The following is a 15,753-nucleotide window of genomic DNA, read 5'->3' as shown; positions in this document are numbered from 1 at the left end:
GCCCTTGATACGCCTAAAGAAAATCATCAAGACCTACCACCGCGGCAAGATGGACACCAAGGTGCTCCTGGGCATTGACCTGCACGTGAAGCCGGGCGAGTTCCTGGGCATCATGGGCCCCTCGGGCTCGGGCAAGTCCACCCTGCTGCACATTCTGGGCCTGCTGGACCGCCCCAGCGGCGGCTCCTATCTCCTGGACAGCTTGGAGGTGGCCGACCTGAGCGACGACGAGCTGGCCCGCTTGCGCAACGCCAAGCTGGGCTTCGTGTTCCAGGCCTTTCATCTGCTGCCCAAGGCCACGGCCCTGGACAACGTGCTCTTGCCCTTCACCTACGCGGGCTCCTACCCCAAGGACGCCGAGCAGCGCGCCAGCAAGGCCCTGGAGCGGGTGGGGCTGGGCCACCGCCTGACCCACCGCCCCGGCGAGATGAGCGGCGGCGAGTGCCAGCGGGTGGCCGTGGCCCGGGCCTTGGTCAACGACCCGGAGGTGATCTTCGCCGACGAGCCCACCGGCAACCTGGACCAGCGCTCCTCCCTGGAGATCATGTCCTTGTTGCAGGGGCTCAACCAGGAGGGGCGCACCATCGTGCTGGTGACCCATGACAACGCGGTGGGCAACATGTGCCGCCGCCTGGTGCGCCTTATCTACGGCAAGGTGGCCTCGGACACATTGGTGGAGAAACCGGTCCAGGCCCTGGAGCAGATCGACCTGGTGGTGGGAGGGGCGGATTGATCCTGCCCTACCGGCTGCTCAAGGCGGCCCTGGGCTCCTTGTGGGCCTTCCGCTCCTATGCCGCCTTGATGATGATCGGCCTGGTCATCGGCATCGCTTCGCTCACGGTTATTCACGAAATCGGCCAGGGCGCCCAGGCCAAAGTGAGCGGCACCATGGCCTCCATGGGCTTTGGCGCCAACGCCTTTTACATCTCCGGCGGCGGGGGCAAGCTGGGCGTGCGCCACGGCATGAAGCGCACCATGACCCTGACTCCGGAGGACGCCGAAGCCCTGGCCCGTCTGGACGGGGTGGAAGGGGTGGTGCCCCACAAGACCGTGGCCCGCACTCAAGTAAGCGCCGGGGGCCGTCACACCAACACTCCGGTGCGGGGGGTTCCCCCAAACTGGGCCGCGTCCCGCAATTGGGCCACCCTGCATGGCCGCTTTGTCAACTCCTCGGACTCCGCCGTTTACGACCGAGTGGCGGTGCTGGGCACCACCGTGGCCCGGGAGTTGTTCGGCCGGACCAACGCCGTGGGCCAACGCATCCGCATCGGCCGCACCCCCTTCACCGTGGTGGGTGTGCTGGAATCAAAGGGAGCCATGGGCCACCGCGACCGCGACGACATGGTGCTGTTGCCCTTGAGCACCGCCATCAAGCGCCTGGCCCGGGACGACAAGCTCAACGGCATGCGGGTTATCATGACCGACCCCAACCGGTCGGCGGAGATCACCGCCGAGGTCACCGAGGTGCTGCGTAGCCGCCACAAGCTGGCCGAGGGGGTGCCTGACGACTTTTTAATCATCACCCCGGAAGAGCTGATGCGCTTCTGGACCCGCCAGAGCCGCTCCCTGGTGGCCATGCTCACCTTTATCAGCGCGGTGAGCCTGTTCGTCTCCGGGGTGGTTATCATGAACATCATGCTGGTGGCGGTGAGCGAGCGCTCCTATGAGATCGGGGTGCGCCGGGCGGTGGGGGCCCGGCGGCGCGACATCATGTACCAGGTGCTCATGGAATCGCTCATGGTGTCCGCGGCCGGCGGGCTCTGCGGCCTGGGCCTGGGCATCCTGCTCTCTTACCTGGCCACCACCCTTTTAGACATTTACACCGCCTTCAGCCCCATGGGCTTTTTGTGGGCCCTGGGCTTCAGCGCGGCGGTGGGCCTGATCTTCGGCCTGGCTCCGGCCCGCAAGGCCGCGGCCATGCGCCCGGTGGAGGCTCTCAGATGATCTCCTCCCGCCTGGGCCGTCTGCTGGCCGCCGCCTGGAGCGGCATAAAAGAACACCGTTTACGGGCCTGTCTGGCCGCCGGAGGCCTGCTGGTGGGGGTGGCCGCGGTGGTGGTCATGGTGGCGGTGGGCAACGGCACCCGCAACCAGGTGCTGGAGCGCCTCACCGCCATGGGCACCAATATCATCACCATCCGCTCGGCCAAGCGCTCCGCCAGCGGGCTCAGGGCCCGCACCACCTCGGACATGGTCGCCCTGGAACCGGCCGACGCGGAGGCCCTGTCCCGTTTGGAGGGGGCCGAGATCGCGGTTCCCCTGGAAATGCGCCTGATGCGCATGTCCGGGCCCGAAGGCACCACCGACGCCCTGATGCTGGCTTCGCGGCCCGATATCTTTGCTCTGGAAAACCACGAGCTGACTCAGGGGCGCCTTTTCACGGAGCGGGAAGAACGCACCAACCGCAGGGTGGCGGTGATCGGCCCCACCCTGCGCGACCATTTGGCAGGGGATGAGTCCCTGGTGGGCCGCACCATAGAAGTGAAGAAGCAGCCTTTCCTCATCGTGGGCGAACTCAAGTCCAAGGGAGTGGACGCCAACGGCAACGACCTGGACGAGCGCCTCTACCTGCCGCTCAAGACGGCCCAGTCGCGCCTGCTGGCCGGGACGCGCAACGTAGGCTTGCTGGTGGTGCGGGCCGAGAACCAGGCGGCCATGCCAGACCTGGCCAGTGATGCCGCCATCCTGCTGCGCCAACGGCACAAGCTCAAGCAAGGCCAGCCCGACGACTTCCGCATCTACACCCAGTTGGAGACCATACAGCGGCGGGAGGAGTCCAACCGCATCTTCTCCTCCACCATCACCGGCGTGGCTGCGGTGAGCCTGCTGGTGGCCGGGGTGGGCATCATGGCGGTAATGCTCATCGCGGTGAAGGAGCGCACCGCCGAGATCGGCCTGCGCCGGGCGGTGGGTGCCCGGCGGCGGGACATCCTCATGCAGTTCATGGCCGAAGCCCTGGTGTTGGGTTTGGCCGGCGGCGGCGGCGGGGCCCTGTTGGGCCTGTTCGCCTCCTGGGCGGTCAGGGCCTTCGGCCCTCTGGAGTTCGTCCTGCCCTGGCAGGCGGCCCTGGGAGCGGCGGGCCTGGCCCTGGCCATCAGCCTGGCCTTCGGCCTGGCCCCGGCTCGCCGGGCGGCGGGCCTGACGCCGGTGGACGCGCTCAGGGAGTAGCTGTCCCCTGGCGCGCCTCGCCAACGCGACCAACAATTAAAAGATGTTAGGCTGTTTTCTTAAGGCTGCTTCTAGCCTTCGAACTGGCTGCCGCAATAGGGGCAGAACTTGAAGCCCGTGTCGTGCAGGGTCTCGCCGCAGCCCGAGCAGCGGGTGACCATCTCATTGGCGCAGAAGGGGCAATACAGGAAGTCGCCGCAGCCCTCGCGCATCTCCAGGGGAAGCTCCTGCCACTGCTCCCGGCAATCCTCTTCCTGGCAGACTTTCTCCTTGCGGGCGCTCTCGCTCATGTCTATTCTCCCGGGCCCTCGGGGGGCACCATGCTGGTTAGGTCGCGCAAAAGTTTTATGGACGCCAGGGCGTCGGCCTCTTCCACCTTGTGCAGGGCGAAGCCGGCGTGGGTGATCACGTAATCGCCGAGCTGAAGATCGGGCACCATTAGACAGGACACGGTGCGCTTGACCCCGCCCACCTCCACGGTGGCCATGTCGTTCGCCAACTCGATTATCTTAGCCGGTATGGCCAAACACATTGGTCACCTCGCGGGGCGTTTCCAAGGGGGTGCCGGGCGAGCCCAGGCTCTCCAGCTCGGCCAGCACATGGGTCATCAGGGGCTCCACCGCTTTTTCCACCTGGGGGGTCAGCTCCAGGCCGTAGTTGTCGATGTCGCCGAACTCCACCCCGATGACCGTGACCACGGGCGGGTCGCCCAGCAGGGGCAACAAGGCCATGGTCTCCATGAGGTCGATCTGGTGCAGGCTGTCCTTGTACTGGATGTGCTCGGGCCGTGCGTCCCACCCGAAGCGGTAGATGGTGCCCGGCTCGTCGTCGCCGCGCACCGCGTCGATGACGATGACCTGATCGGCCTCCATCATGGTTCCGGTGAGCGAGAGGCCCAAGACACCGCCGTCCACCAGCTTCACGTTGGGCGGGAAGTCATAGCGCGCGGCCAGCTCGTGCAGGACCCGCACCCCCACGCCCTCGTCGGTGAGCAGCACGTTGCCCACCCCCAGCACCAGGATATTTGGCGTCGCCGTATGGTTCATATCCACCTGGAAGTATAGCAGCAAGGCGGCGGGGCGGCGAGAAAACCCGCCGCCCCGCCGGTTAGGGTCGGGTTGTACCTAGCAGACCTTGAACTTGCGCACCTCGTTGGAGTCCGGGTCGATGACGTGGACGCCGCAGGCGATGCAGGGGTCGAAGGAGTGCACGGTGCGGATGATCTCCAAGGGAGCCTTGGGATCGGCGATGGGGGTGCCGATGAGCGCCTCCTCCACCGGGCCCACCTGGCCCTTGGCGTCGCGCGGTCCCAGGTTCCAGGTGGAGGGCACCACCAACTGGTAGTTGGCGATCTTGTTGTCCTTGTCCTGGTGGATCCAGTGGCCCAGGGCGCCGCGGGGCACGTCGATGAGGCCGTAGCCCATGCTCTCGCCGGGCCAGCTCCACTCGGCCGCGGTTTCGATCTTGCCCTGCTTGATCAGGCCGATGGCCTCGGTGACCCAGGTGGCCATCTCGTCGGCGATGACCTTGGTCTCGATGGCCCGGGCGGCGGTGCGCCCCAGGGTGCTGAACAGGGCGTTGGCCGGCACGTTCAGGTGCTTGAGCACCGCGGTCACCAGGGCCGCCGTGGGCTTGTGGCCGTGGGCGTAGGCGGCCAGCACCTGGGCCAAGGGGCCCACTTCCATGGGCTTGCCCTCGTAGCGCGGGGCCTTGAACCAGGAGTACTTGCCGTCGTAGTCGAACCTGGCGTCTTCCAGGGGCTGGGTGACGCCCTTGGCCGGGTTCAGGGCCGGGCCGTTCTTGTACCAGGCCCGGGTCACTTCCTCGGTGATCAGGTCCGGGTCCACGCCCTTGATGGCGCCCAGCTTGCGGTCCATGATCACGCCGCCGGGCAGGAACATCTTCTCATCCTTGAAGCGCCCGGAGTTCTGCGGGAAGTTGCCGTAGGCCAGGAAGTTGGTGCAACCGCCGATGTTGCGGGCGCCCCAGTCCTTGTAGAAGCTGGCCACGGCCAGCACGTCGGGGATGTAGACGTTGTCGATGAACGCCTGCATTTCCTTGAGGTAGTACAGGAACTCGGCCAGGCGGTCCACGTTCAGCAGGTCCTTCACGCAGGTAACGCCGCCGGTGACGTAGGTCTGGATGTGGGGGTTCTTGCCGCCGAACAGGGCCATCATGCGCGCGGCCTTCACCTGCAAGCGCAGCAAGGTCAGGTAGTGGGCCACGGCCATGAGGTTGGCCTCGGGGGGCAGACGGTAGTCCTTGTGGCCCCAGTAGCCGTTGGCAAAGGGCCCAAGCTGGCCGGAAGCCACGAAGGTGGCCAGCTTTTCCTTGACCGCCTTGAAGTCGGCCACACCGCTACCCGGGTAGTCGCCCAGGGCGTTGGCCAGGTCGGCGGTCTTCTTGGGGTCGGCCTTGAGGGCGCTGACCACGTCCACCCAGTCCAGGGCGGAAAGTACGTAGAAGTGCACCATATGGTCGTGCACGAACTGGGAGCCGTGCACCAGGTTACGGGCGATGCGCGCCAGGGGCGGAATCTTGACCCGCGCCGCGTCGTCCAAGGCGCGGATGGAGGCCATGGCGTGCACCTCGGTGCACACGCCGCAGGCGCGCTGGGTGATCCAGGGTGCGTCCCGGGGGTCGCGCCCCTGGAGAATGATCTCCAAGCCGCGGAAGAGCTGCGCCGAGCTCCAGGCGTTGGTTACCTTGCCGCCCTCGATCTCCACATCGATGCGCAGGTGCCCCTCGATGCGGGTAATGGGATCGATGGTGTATTTAGCCATCTCCTAAGTCCTCCTTCATGGAGCGATATTATCTAAATCCTATTCCTTCCTAGGCCCGCTTTAGATCGGCTCGTAGAAGGGGGACTGGGTGTCCCAGAAGTTGGGCTCGGAGCACCCGATGCAGGGAGCGCCCGCGCCGATGGGCCAGTTGGTGCCGTCGTTGAACTTAACGATGGGGCAGTTGTTATAGGTGTTGGGTCCCTTGCAGCCCATCTCGGCCAGGCAGTAGCCCTTGATGGCGCCGGCGTCGCCGAACTTCTTGACGAACTCGCTGTTCTCGTAGTGGGAACGGCGGGGGCACTTCTCATGGATGCTGTAGCCGTAGGCGAACAGGGGACGGCCGTTGTCATCCAGGGCGGGCAGCTTGCCCAGGAGCAGGAAGTGGACCACCGTGGCCACCATATTCACCGCGTTGGGCGGGCAGCCGGCGATGTTCACGGTCTTCACGCCGGTGGCCTTGCTCACGCTCATGGCCTTGGTGGGGTTGGGCGCGGCGGCCTGCACCCCGCCGAAGCAGGCGCAGTTGCCCACGCAGATGGTGGCCAGGGCATGCTTGGTCGCCTCCTTGGCGATGGAGAGCATGGTCTTGCCGCCCACCTTGCCGTAGACGCCGTTGTTCTTGGTGGGGATGCCACCCTCGCACACCAGGATGTACTTGCCGTCGTACTTCTTCATGGCGTCGTGCAGCGACTTTTCGGCGTTGTGGCCCGAAGGCGCCATGATGGTCTCATGGTAGGCCACGTTGAGCACGTCGAGAACGATCTGGTCAATCCAAGGATAGGTGGTGCGGATGAACGCCTCGGAGCACCCGGTGCACTCGGCAAAGTGCAGCCAGATCACCGTGGGGCGTTGTTTCACCGCCATGGCTTCCGCCACCTTGGGCACCATGCTCGGGGCCAAGCCCAGAACCGAGGTGACAACCGTGGCGTACTTAATGAAGTCGCGCCGGCTCACCCCCCTCGCCTCGATTTTCTCCAGGACTTCTGCCTTCAAATCCATTCCTTGTTCCTCCTTGCCCCCCGGCCCTTCTGAGCCGAGAAAACAGCGCTAGCGAAAGGTGGATTACACCCTCGCTGTTAACCACATACGTAACCGCCCTCCTCTTGCCGCAGGGCGGGTGGTCTGCGGGCCTAGGAAAAAATGTATGGAAGTTACCCCTCGCACCATGTCGGTGGGTCAGCCTAAATGCTGGACACCGCATGGATTACTGGAACATCATGCAATTTCCAGTGGCGCGGGGTCAAATCGGTTATTGCTATGCATTGCTATCGTTTTTATATATGATTAAAACCACGGTTGGATGGTGTTTAGTAGTCAATCACCCCTACGCCTTTACACTCCCAGATCCGGCTTTTATACTTTGGCATCGTACTCTTGGAGTTGGTCTTGCCGCATTGCGCCAATGAAATCGAGGCTCCCCGGCCTTTGGTCTATCCCTTTGCCGCCATAGCGGGGCAAGCACGCTTGAAGCTGGCCCTGTTGCTGTTGGGGGTTGACCTGGGATTGGGCGGAGTGCTGCTCAGGGGCGAAAAGGGCACGGCCAAATCCACCGCCGCGCGGGGCCTGGCCTCTCTGCTGCCGCCCCTGCCCGACGGCCGCCCCACCCCGTTCGTGGAGCTGCCCCTGGGAGCCACCGAAGACCGTCTGGCCGGGGGCCTGGATCTGGGCGCGGCCGTTAAGGAAGGCCGCCTGGCCGCGCGCGAGGGCCTCCTGGCCCGGGCCGACCAGGGCGTGCTCTACGTGGACGAGGTCAACCTGCTGCCACCCCACCTGACCCATTTGGTGTTGGACGCGGCGGTGAGCGGAGTGGCCCGTTTGGAGCGCGAGGGCCTGAGCCTGGCCCACGCGGCCCGCTTCGCCCTGGTGGCTTCCTACAACCCCGAGGAAGGCCCCCTGGGCCCGCAGCTGGCCGATCGCTTCGGCCTGTGCGTGCGGGTGCGGGGGGAGCAGGACCCGGCCCTGCGCGTGGAGGTTCTCAAGCGCCGCCTGGCCTGGGAGGCCGATCCGCTGGGCTTCGCGCAAGAGTGGCAAAGCGAACAGGACGCCCTGCGGCGGCGCTTGATCGCCGCCCGCGAGCGCCTGCCCCGGGTGGAGCTGGGGGAGGCCGAGCGCGCCCTGGCCGCCGAGCTGGCCGCCAATGCGGGCAGCCAGGGGCAGCGCGGCGAACTGGCCACGGCCCGGGCCGCGCGAGCCCTGGCCGCCTGGCAAGGGGCTAAGAGCGTGAGCCCGGAGATAGTTTACCAAGCGGCGGACCTGGCCCTGCCCCACCGCCGCACCCAGGCCGCCCCGGCCCAAACTCCCCTGCCCCGCCTGCTGGAGAGCGGCCAGGCCCCTGAGGAAGCGCCCCCCCGCCGGGCCAGCGAAGAGGACGGTCCGGCCCTGGAGGCGGGCGACCGCCCCGGCCAGGAGCGCTCTTTGCGGGTGCTCACCCCCGGCGCGGTGCTGCCCGTGGCCACCCGCCTGCCGGCCCGCGAGGCCACCAGCCGAACCCAGGCCGGACGCCGCAGCGCGCGGGAAGTGGCCGGCGAGCGCGGCCGCTACATCCGGGCCTCGTCCCAGCGCTTGGGGCGCGGCCTGGCCCTGGACGCCACCTTCCGGGCCGCCGCCCCTCACCAAAAGGCGCGGCGCACTCCCGGCGGGCCGGCCCTGGTGGTGGCCGAGCCCGACATCCGCGAAAAGGTGCGCGCCGCGCGGCGGGGGCGCTTGCTGCTGTTCTGCGTGGACGCCTCGGGCTCCATGAACGCGGCCGCGCGCATGAAGACCACCAAGGCCGCCGTGCTGGGGCTCCTCACCGAGGCCTACCAGAAGCGCGACCGGGTGGGGCTGGTGGCCTTTGGGGGCACGAGCGCGCGCGAGCTTTTGCCACCCACCAGCAGCGTGGAGGTGGCCCGGCGTATGCTGGCCGAGCTGCCCACCGGCGGCAAGACGCCCCTGGCCGCGGGCCTGGTAGGGGTGGGCGCGGCCCTGGAGCGCGAGCTGGCCGCGGACCCCAAGCTCACCCCGTTGGTGATCATCCTCACCGATGGGCGGCCCAACGTGCCCCTGGCCGCCAGCCAGCCGGAGGACTATGATCCTCGGGTGGCGGGCAACAAGGGCGGCGGTTGGGGCGACGGCTGGGGCGACGGCGGCTACGCGGACCGCGAGGTGCTCAATCTGGCCCGCCGCCTGCACGCGGCCTTCCGGGCCCGCTTCGTGGTGGTGGACACCGACACCGGGCATCATCACGAGATAAATCTTTGCCGCGCCCTGGCCGAATACCTGGGCGCGGCCTGCGTGTCCCTCAGGAAACTCACCGCCGAGGGCGTGCTGGACTTGGTGCACAAGCACTGGGAGTGAGGACGGTCATGGACAAGTACCTCGACCTGGCCCGCGAGTTGGGTGCCACGGTGGCCAAACCGCTGAGCCCGGACCAGATATATTTCGATCCCCGCGCGCGGCTCAAATGCCGCTGGGGCTGCTACGACTACTTCACGCGCGGCATCAAGTGCGGCGACCGGGGAGTTAGCCAAGAGGAGTTCCAGGACATGGTGGGCCGCTATGCGCACATCCTGCTCCTGGGCGGGCCGGACGCCCACCGCCTGAGCAAGGCGGTGCTGGGGGTGGAAGCGGCGGCCTTCCGGGACGGGCACTACATGGCCTTTGGGGTGCGCACCTGCAACTGGTGCAAGGTCTGCGCGGTGAGCGAGGGCAAGGAGTGCGTGGCCCCGGAAAAGGTGCGCCCCTGCGACCAGGCCATGGGCATCGATGTGTTCCGCACCGCCCGCGAGGCGGGCCTGCCCATCCAGGTATTACTTAGCGAAGACCAGGAGCCGAACCGCTACGGCTTCGTGCTGATTAACTGATCGGACGAAAACATGCCTCCCGAATCGCTGCAAGCGCCGGCCTACCCCTTCGCGGCCATCGTGGGCCAACAGGACATGAAGCTGGCCCTCATGGTCAACGTGGTCAACCCTCGCGTGGGCGGGGTGCTCATCCGGGGCGAGAAGGGCACGGCCAAATCCACCGCCGTGCGCGCCCTGGCCGAGCTGCTGCCCGCCCAGCCCACGGTGGCCGACTGCCCCTATTCCTGCGACCCGGCCGCGCCCTGCCCCGCCTGCCTGGCCCGCATCGCGGCCGGCGAGACCCTGCCCGTGGAACAGCGCCGGGTGCGCGTGGTGGAGCTGCCCGTGGGGGCCACCGAGGACCGCCTGCTGGGCACCCTTGACCTGGAGGCCGCCCTGGCCACGGGCGAGGCCCGCTTCTCGCCGGGCATCCTGGCCGCGGCCAACCGCCAAATTCTCTACGTGGACGAGGTGAACCTTTTGGACGACCACCTGGTGGACGTGCTCCTGGACGCGGCGGCCATGGGGGTCAACACCGTGGAGCGCGAGTCGGTGAGCATGTCCCACCCGGCAGCCTTCACCCTGGTGGGCACCATGAACCCCGAGGAGGGCGAGCTCAGGCCCCAGCTCACCGACCGCTTCGGCTTGTGCGTGCAGGTGCGCGGCCTGGCCGACCCGGCCCTCCGGCGAGAGGTCATCACCCGCCAGCTGGCCTGGGAGGCCGATCCAAGCGCCTTTGCCGCCTCGTGGCAGGAGGCGGGGCGCGAGCTGAGCGCTGGCATCGCGGCCGCGCGCGAGCGGCTGCCCAAGGTGCAGGCGGGCGACGATGTGCTCTCCCGGGTGGTGGCGGTGAGTCTGGGCCTGGGCACCGACGGCCACCGGGGCGACCTGACGCTCTTGAAATGCGCCATCACCCTTGCCGCTTTGGAGGGCCGCGACACGGTGCTGGTCAGCGACGTGGACAAGGCCGCGCTCTTGGCCCTGCCCCACCGTTTGCGCCGGCGGCCCTTGGCCGAGATGGAGTTCGACATCAAGGACAAGATCAAGCGGATCTAGGGCGCGCTTTCCAAGGCAGAAGAATTAAGAACAAAGAGGTCGGTAAAAAAAAGAAAGGCGGCTTGGCGGGCCTGATGGCGCCGGGCGTGAGAGCCCTCCCGGAGGCTGGGCGACCAGGGGGCGGCGTCGGTTGGGCGGGGCGATTTAGGCTTGGTCCGGCCGGAGGCACCGCCGCGACGGGCTGTCCCCAGGGCTGGGCCCTCCTTGTTTCTTCCTACCCAACCCTCTTTCCTTTCCGGTTCTTTTTACTTTCCCGCCCTCTTCTTCTTACTTAATTTTTTTACGCCTCACCCCAACAGCCGGAACATGATCAACATCGTCACTGCCCCGGCCAAGGTGGTGGCGAACACCAGACGCGAGGCCAGGCCCGCGTCGCAGCCGTACTTGGCCGACAAGGCCACCGTGAGCAATGCCGAAGGCATGGCTCCCTCCAGCACCAGCACCTGCACCTGCCAGGCAGGCAGGTCCATGGCCAGACTGGGCAACCACACCAGCACCGGCTTGAGGATCAGCTTGAGCACGCATACCGCGGCGGCCAGACCCAGGATGGCGCGGTAATCCTTGAACTCCAGCACCACCCCCACCACCAGGGCCACCAGGAAGGTGTTGGCTCGGCCCAAAACATGAAGGCCCTGAGTCAGGGCCGCCAGCAGCGGGTTGTCCCAGGGGATGGGCAGGCCCGAGCAGACCAGGCCCGTGGTCATGGCCCAAAAAATGGGCGAGCGAAAATATCCCAAGGCCGCGCTCAGGCGCTCCCGGCCGCTCACCGAGGCCCGGCCATAGTAGATGGCCACCATCACCCCCACCGTGAACAGGGCCGGCCCCACCCCCACCTCGGAAATTAGCACCGCCTCGGCCAAGGCGGCGGCATCTCCCGGGAACACCTGGTTGATCAGAGCGTAGCCCAGCAGGGCCGAGGAGCCGAAGGCGGCGGTGAGCATAAAGGCCCCCTGGCGGGGCGGACTCAGGCGCCAGGCCCGGGCCAAAACCCAGGCCAGGGCCAGGCAGAGCATCTCCGCCAGGACCATGCTGCCGGCCAGGGCGGCCTCGCCCCAGGAGAGGCTTTGCCGGGCCAGGGAGGTGAAGATGAGGGCGGGCAGGGTTACATCGGTGACCAGGGAGGCGAAAAGCTTGCCTTGCTCCCGGGCCACCACCCCCCAGCGGCGCAACAGCATGGCCAGTATGATGACCCCCACCAAGACCGCGATGGAAGCCAGGGCCCGGGCCTGTGGGTCCATGGCGGGCTACTCCTTGACCATGCGCACGAAGACCTTTTGGTTGCCCGGCCGCTGGGCGGCGCCGGCCAGCTTCATGTGGTGCAGGGCCGCGAACTCGCGGGTCAGGTTCTTTTCGTCCAGGCCGGTGTAGGCCAACAGCTCCTCAAAGGTGGCCTCGCCGGTCTTGTCGATGCAGGCCAGGATCGCCTCCTGGCCGGGGCTCAGCTCCTGGGTCTCCAGGCGGCTGGCGGTGTAGGTGGCCCAGGGATCGCAGCTCTTGGCCGGGGTCAGGGCGTCGATGTAGCAGTCCTCGCAGATATCCTTGCCGTCGAATTCCCGCGCCTCGTCCGGCTCCATGGCCGCGCCGCATTGCTGGCAGTTCATGCTATCCTCCTGAAGTCTGTGGGTCTTTAATTATAGCCGCCTCTCAGGGCCAGGCAAGGCCCAAGACCCTGGCCAAGGCGCGGCCTTTCGCGGCATAATGGCGTGGTCTGCCCCTAAACACGCAGCACAGGATGATTTTGTCATGACCCCCCGTTCGCGCTCCGCCAAATCCAGCGGCAACTCCCGCCGGCCCACCCTGCTGGTGCTGGACGACGACTGGAGCACCCTGGAGCACATCTACGAAGGACTGCGCAACGAGTACGAGCTGACCCTCATCGAGCGGGCCGAGGAGGCCCTGCCGGTCATGGAGCGCAAGCGCTTCGACATGCTCCTGAGCAACGCCCGCCTCGCCGGCATGGAGCTGCCCGACCTGGTTTCCCAGGTCAAGTCACGCCACCCCAAGGTGCACTACGTGCTCATGAGCACCTTCTCCGAGGTGGAAGCCACCATGTCCGCCATGCGTCTGGGGGTGGCCGACTACGTGCGCAAGCCTTTCAGCATCGGCGAGCTCAGGCACGTCCTGGCCCGCAGCATGGAGCGCAGCAAGCTCCACCAGGAGATCGACGGCCTCAAGGCCGGGCCTCCCAGCACCCTGGAAGGCATCGTGGCCCACGACGAGCGGATGCGCGAGGTGTGCCGCCTGGCCGAGACCGTGGCCGCCACCGACGCCACGGTGCTCCTCTCGGGCGAAACCGGCACCGGCAAGGGGCTGGTGGCCCAGGCCATCCACAACAGCTCTCCCCGGCGGGAGGGCCCCTACGTGGAGATCAACTGCGCGGCCATCCCGGCCACCCTCATCGAGAGCGAGCTGTTCGGCCACGAGCGCGGCTCCTTCACCGGAGCGGTGGCCCGCAAGATCGGCCGGGTGGAGGCGGCGGCCAAGGGCACCCTGCTCCTGGACGAGGTGGGCGAGATGCCCCTGGAGATGCAGGCCAAGATGCTTCGCTTCCTTCAGGAGTTCAGCTTCGAGCGGGTGGGCGGCAACCAGAAGCTCAGCGCCGACGTGCGGGTGATCGCGGCCACCAACCGCGACCTGGGACAGGCGGTGAAGGAAGGCACCTTCCGCGAGGACCTGTTCTACCGCCTGCACGTGATCGAGCTGCACGTGCCGCCCCTCAGGGAGCGGCGCAAGGACATCCTGCCCCTGGCCGAGTACTTCCGGGAGCGCTTCGCGGCCAAGTACGACAAGCCGGTATTGGATTTTGCCCACGGGGCCAAGGGCCAGCTCATGGGCCACCCCTGGCCGGGCAACGTGCGCGAGATGGAGCACGCGGTGGAGCGGGCGGTGATCCTGGCCAACAGCGAGGTGATCGACCGCCTGGAGCTGGCCACCTCCTCCCCGCTCAACGCCCGCTCCTCGCGCCCCCCGGCCACGCCCTCCCAGGCCGCGGCCCCGGACCCGGAGCAATCCCTGAACGACTATTTGGCCGCCTGCGAGCGCGGCTACCTGCGGGCCCAGCTGGAGCGCCACCGGGGCCGCATAAACAGCACCGCCCAAGCCGCCGGGGTGAACCCCAAGACGCTGTATCTCAAGATGAACCGCCACGGACTGGCCAAGGAGGATTTTCGCCCGCGCTCTTCGGAACCGGACGGCGAGTCCCGGTAATTGGATGGCATTGTCTTGGCGGGCATGTAATAATTGCCCTAAGTACCGAGGTCCGTTGATGGAAGTTGTTATCAAAGGAGAGCACGAAATGACCAAAAAAGGCCTTTGCCTTGCAGTTTGCCTGGTTCTTTCCCTCAGCTTGCTGGGCCTGGGCTGCCAATCCTTGGACAAGGCCGATTATGAAGGCGCGGGCGTGGGCGCGGCCACCGGCGCCGTGGCCGGTGCTCTGATCGCGGGCAACCCCTGGCAGGGCGGCGTGATCGGCGGCGCTCTGGGCGCCATCGCCGGTGGGGCCATCACCCACATCGCGCGCACCGCCTCCAGCCAGGCCGCTCAGCATAAGCAGCCGGTGAGCTACCAGCGCGGCAACGAGAAGGTGGTTTCCACCCCGGTGAGCACCAAGGGCAAGTGCACCACGGTCAAGGAGAGCTACTTCAAGGACGGCAAGAAGTACAAGGAAGTGGAGCGCGAGGTCTGCAACTAGGGCCCCGCCGCGACTGGCCGATCATAATTCCGGCCGGCTCCCCCGGGCGCCGGCCGGTGTCTTTTTCATAAGCCCGCGAGGACGTTTTGCTGGACAAGGATCTGGAAGAAAAGCAGGAGAAGGCCCTGGCCGTATTCGGCGGGGACGCGGTGCACGGCGGCGACGTGTGGGGATGGTCGCGCCATTTGGAGCGGCCGGTCAGCGAACTGCTGGACCTTTCGGCCTCCCTGAACCCCCTGGGCCCACCGGCGGGGCTGGGTGAGGTGGTGGCCGAGGCCATGAAGCTGATCTGCCACTACCCGGACCGCATGGCCTACGAACTGCGCGAGACCCTGGGCGAGCAGCTCGGGGTGCCCGCCTCCTGCATCCTGCCGGGCAACGGCTCCACCGCCCTGATCCGCATGATCGCCCGGGCCTTGGACCTGAGCAACATCGCCCTGTTCGCCCCGGCCTTCGGCGAGATGGCCCGCTCCCTGGCCGTGGCCGGCCGCCACTTCCACTATCTGCACACCTACGAGTCCCAGGGCTACGCGCCCAACGAGGAACTCCTGGACAAGCTGTGGGACTTGGAGCCCATGGCGGTGATCCTGTCCAACCCCACCACTCCGGCCGGCACCCTGGTCAGCCCGGAGTTTTTGGACACCCTGGCCGCCAAGTGCGAGCAGCGGCGCATCTGGCTGGTGGTGGACGAGGCCTTCATCGACTTCGCGCCCGAGGAGGCCCGCGCCTGGGCCCCCAAGGCCATCGCCGAGCACAAGCGCCTGCTGGTGCTGCGCTCGCTCACCAAGTTCTTCTGCATCGCCGGGCTGCGCCTGGGCTACGCCCTGGCCCACGCCGAGACCCTGGCCGACTTCGCGCCCCTGGGGCAGCCCTGGTCGGTGAACACCCTGGCCCAGGCGGCGGGAGTGTTCTGCGTGGGCCAAAAGGACTATGCGGAAAAGACTCGGCTAGCGGTGGACGACTGGCGGGTGGAGCAGACGGCCATGCTGCACCAGCTGGGCCTGGAGACCCTGCCCAGCGTGGTGAACTACATCCTGTGCCGCCTCCCGGCAGGCGGCCCCACGGCGGCCCAGGTGGCCGCGGCCACGGCCCAGCAGGGGGTGCTGCTGCGCGACGCCTCGTCCTTCGTGGGCTGCAACGAGCGCCACTTGCGGGTGGCGGTGTGCACCGGCGAGGATCAGGAGCGCCTGCGCGAGGTGCTCACCTCGGCCCTGGCCCAAGCCTGAGCCTTCCCT

16 protein-coding genes are annotated in these 15,753 nt (G+C 67.2%); 9 read left to right on the top strand and 7 right to left on the bottom strand.

Annotated elements, in window-relative coordinates:
• Positions 1-4: 4 nt before the first annotated feature.
• Genes KQH53_16985 through KQH53_16975 form a run of 3 tightly spaced genes read left to right on the top strand, consistent with a single transcriptional unit; the run spans position 5 to position 3,167 of the window.
• Positions 5-733, top strand: coding sequence for an ABC transporter ATP-binding protein (locus KQH53_16985; GenBank protein ID MCB2228377.1), 729 nt, complete (start codon positions 5-7; stop codon positions 731-733).
• Positions 730-1,944 carry an ABC transporter permease gene (locus KQH53_16980; protein MCB2228376.1) on the top strand — a complete coding sequence of 405 codons (1,215 nt, stop codon included), beginning with the start codon at positions 730-732 and terminating at the stop codon, positions 1,942-1,944. The genes KQH53_16985 and KQH53_16980 overlap by 4 nt, the downstream gene beginning before the upstream one ends.
• Positions 1,941-3,167, top strand: coding sequence for an ABC transporter permease (locus KQH53_16975; GenBank protein MCB2228375.1), 1,227 nt, complete (start codon positions 1,941-1,943; stop codon positions 3,165-3,167). Before KQH53_16980 ends, KQH53_16975 begins: the two co-directional genes overlap by 4 nt.
• Positions 3,168-3,238: 71 nt before the next feature.
• On the opposite strand, the gene KQH53_16970 is transcribed toward KQH53_16975, so the two are convergent.
• From KQH53_16970 to KQH53_16950, 5 genes are all read right to left on the bottom strand, one after another.
• Positions 3,239-3,457, bottom strand: coding sequence for a hypothetical protein (locus tag KQH53_16970; protein ID MCB2228374.1), 219 nt, complete (start codon positions 3,455-3,457; stop codon positions 3,239-3,241).
• A 2-nt stretch (positions 3,458-3,459) separates the two neighbouring features.
• The gene (locus tag KQH53_16965; GenBank protein ID MCB2228373.1) at positions 3,460-3,699 is read right to left on the bottom strand and encodes a HypC/HybG/HupF family hydrogenase formation chaperone; all 240 of its coding nucleotides are present in this window, start codon (positions 3,697-3,699) and stop codon (positions 3,460-3,462) included.
• Positions 3,677-4,213, bottom strand: coding sequence for a HyaD/HybD family hydrogenase maturation endopeptidase (locus tag KQH53_16960; protein MCB2228372.1), 537 nt, complete (start codon positions 4,211-4,213; stop codon positions 3,677-3,679). The genes KQH53_16965 and KQH53_16960 overlap by 23 nt, the downstream gene beginning before the upstream one ends.
• 78 nt (positions 4,214-4,291) lie before the next feature.
• Complete coding sequence (locus tag KQH53_16955) at positions 4,292-5,950, bottom strand: nickel-dependent hydrogenase large subunit (GenBank protein ID MCB2228371.1); 1,659 nt, start codon at positions 5,948-5,950, stop codon at positions 4,292-4,294.
• 60 nt (positions 5,951-6,010) lie between these two features.
• Positions 6,011-6,949, bottom strand: a complete 939-nt coding sequence (locus KQH53_16950) for a hydrogenase small subunit (protein ID MCB2228370.1) — start codon at positions 6,947-6,949, stop codon at positions 6,011-6,013.
• A 387-nt stretch (positions 6,950-7,336) separates the two neighbouring features.
• Between KQH53_16950 and KQH53_16945 the strand changes: the two genes are divergently transcribed.
• From KQH53_16945 to KQH53_16935, 3 genes are read left to right on the top strand one after another with little or no spacing between them, the layout of a single operon-like run.
• Positions 7,337-9,286: a VWA domain-containing protein gene (locus KQH53_16945; GenBank protein ID MCB2228369.1), complete on the top strand. Its 1,950-nt coding sequence runs from the start codon at positions 7,337-7,339 to the stop codon at positions 9,284-9,286.
• 8 nt (positions 9,287-9,294) lie between these two features.
• A complete protein-coding gene (locus KQH53_16940; protein MCB2228368.1) occupies positions 9,295-9,792 on the top strand; it encodes a DUF2284 domain-containing protein in 498 nt (165 codons plus the stop codon).
• A gap of 12 nt (positions 9,793-9,804) precedes the next feature.
• Positions 9,805-10,827, top strand: a complete 1,023-nt coding sequence (locus tag KQH53_16935) for an AAA family ATPase (protein ID MCB2228367.1) — start codon at positions 9,805-9,807, stop codon at positions 10,825-10,827.
• Between the two features lie 287 nt (positions 10,828-11,114).
• On the opposite strand, the gene KQH53_16930 is transcribed toward KQH53_16935, so the two are convergent.
• Both KQH53_16930 and KQH53_16925 read right to left on the bottom strand, forming a co-directional pair.
• A complete protein-coding gene (locus KQH53_16930) occupies positions 11,115-12,065 on the bottom strand; it encodes an AEC family transporter (protein MCB2228366.1) in 951 nt (316 codons plus the stop codon).
• Between the two features lie 6 nt (positions 12,066-12,071).
• On the bottom strand, positions 12,072-12,428 hold the full coding sequence (locus KQH53_16925; GenBank protein MCB2228365.1) for a hypothetical protein: 357 nt from the start codon (positions 12,426-12,428) through the stop codon (positions 12,072-12,074).
• A 142-nt stretch (positions 12,429-12,570) separates the two neighbouring features.
• Here KQH53_16925 and KQH53_16920 point away from each other — a divergent pair, with 142 nt between their 5' ends.
• The 3 genes from KQH53_16920 (at position 12,571) to KQH53_16910 (ending at position 15,744) form a co-directional block, all read left to right on the top strand.
• Complete coding sequence (locus tag KQH53_16920; GenBank protein ID MCB2228364.1) at positions 12,571-14,034, top strand: sigma-54 dependent transcriptional regulator; 1,464 nt, start codon at positions 12,571-12,573, stop codon at positions 14,032-14,034.
• Positions 14,035-14,122: 88 nt separating this feature from the next.
• Positions 14,123-14,518 (top strand): glycine zipper 2TM domain-containing protein, encoded by a 396-nt coding sequence (locus tag KQH53_16915; GenBank protein MCB2228363.1) that lies wholly within the window; start codon positions 14,123-14,125, stop codon positions 14,516-14,518.
• Between the two features lie 86 nt (positions 14,519-14,604).
• Entirely contained in the window at positions 14,605-15,744 is a 1,140-nt protein-coding gene (locus KQH53_16910) for an aminotransferase class I/II-fold pyridoxal phosphate-dependent enzyme (protein ID MCB2228362.1), read from the top strand.
• Positions 15,745-15,753: the final 9 nt, after the last annotated feature.

The sequence above is a fragment of the Desulfarculaceae bacterium genome (genome assembly GCA_020444545.1).
Lineage (GTDB): Bacteria > Desulfobacterota > Desulfarculia > Desulfarculales > Desulfarculaceae > Desulfoferula.
The sequence above is the reverse complement of the archived record's forward strand: the minus strand, read 5'-3'. Positions and strand labels throughout refer to the sequence as shown.

Excerpts from the sequence above, each read along its gene's own strand:
- KQH53_16965 (MCB2228373.1), bottom strand. The coding sequence starts at position 3,699 with ATGTGTTTGGCCATACCGGCTAAGATAATCGAGTTGGCGAACGACATG.
- KQH53_16930 (MCB2228366.1), bottom strand. The coding sequence starts at position 12,065 with ATGGACCCACAGGCCCGGGCCCTGGCTTCCATCGCGGTCTTGGTGGGG.
- KQH53_16960 (MCB2228372.1), bottom strand. The coding sequence starts at position 4,213 with ATGAACCATACGGCGACGCCAAATATCCTGGTGCTGGGGGTGGGCAAC.
- KQH53_16970 (MCB2228374.1), bottom strand. The coding sequence starts at position 3,457 with ATGAGCGAGAGCGCCCGCAAGGAGAAAGTCTGCCAGGAAGAGGATTGC.
- KQH53_16975 (MCB2228375.1), top strand. The coding sequence starts at position 1,941 with ATGATCTCCTCCCGCCTGGGCCGTCTGCTGGCCGCCGCCTGGAGCGGC.
- KQH53_16950 (MCB2228370.1), bottom strand. The coding sequence starts at position 6,949 with ATGGATTTGAAGGCAGAAGTCCTGGAGAAAATCGAGGCGAGGGGGGTG.
- KQH53_16915 (MCB2228363.1), top strand. The coding sequence starts at position 14,123 with ATGACCAAAAAAGGCCTTTGCCTTGCAGTTTGCCTGGTTCTTTCCCTC.
- KQH53_16925 (MCB2228365.1), bottom strand. The coding sequence starts at position 12,428 with ATGAACTGCCAGCAATGCGGCGCGGCCATGGAGCCGGACGAGGCGCGG.
- KQH53_16920 (MCB2228364.1), top strand. The coding sequence starts at position 12,571 with ATGACCCCCCGTTCGCGCTCCGCCAAATCCAGCGGCAACTCCCGCCGG.
- KQH53_16940 (MCB2228368.1), top strand. The coding sequence starts at position 9,295 with ATGGACAAGTACCTCGACCTGGCCCGCGAGTTGGGTGCCACGGTGGCC.
- KQH53_16955 (MCB2228371.1), bottom strand. The coding sequence starts at position 5,950 with ATGGCTAAATACACCATCGATCCCATTACCCGCATCGAGGGGCACCTG.
- KQH53_16935 (MCB2228367.1), top strand. The coding sequence starts at position 9,805 with ATGCCTCCCGAATCGCTGCAAGCGCCGGCCTACCCCTTCGCGGCCATC.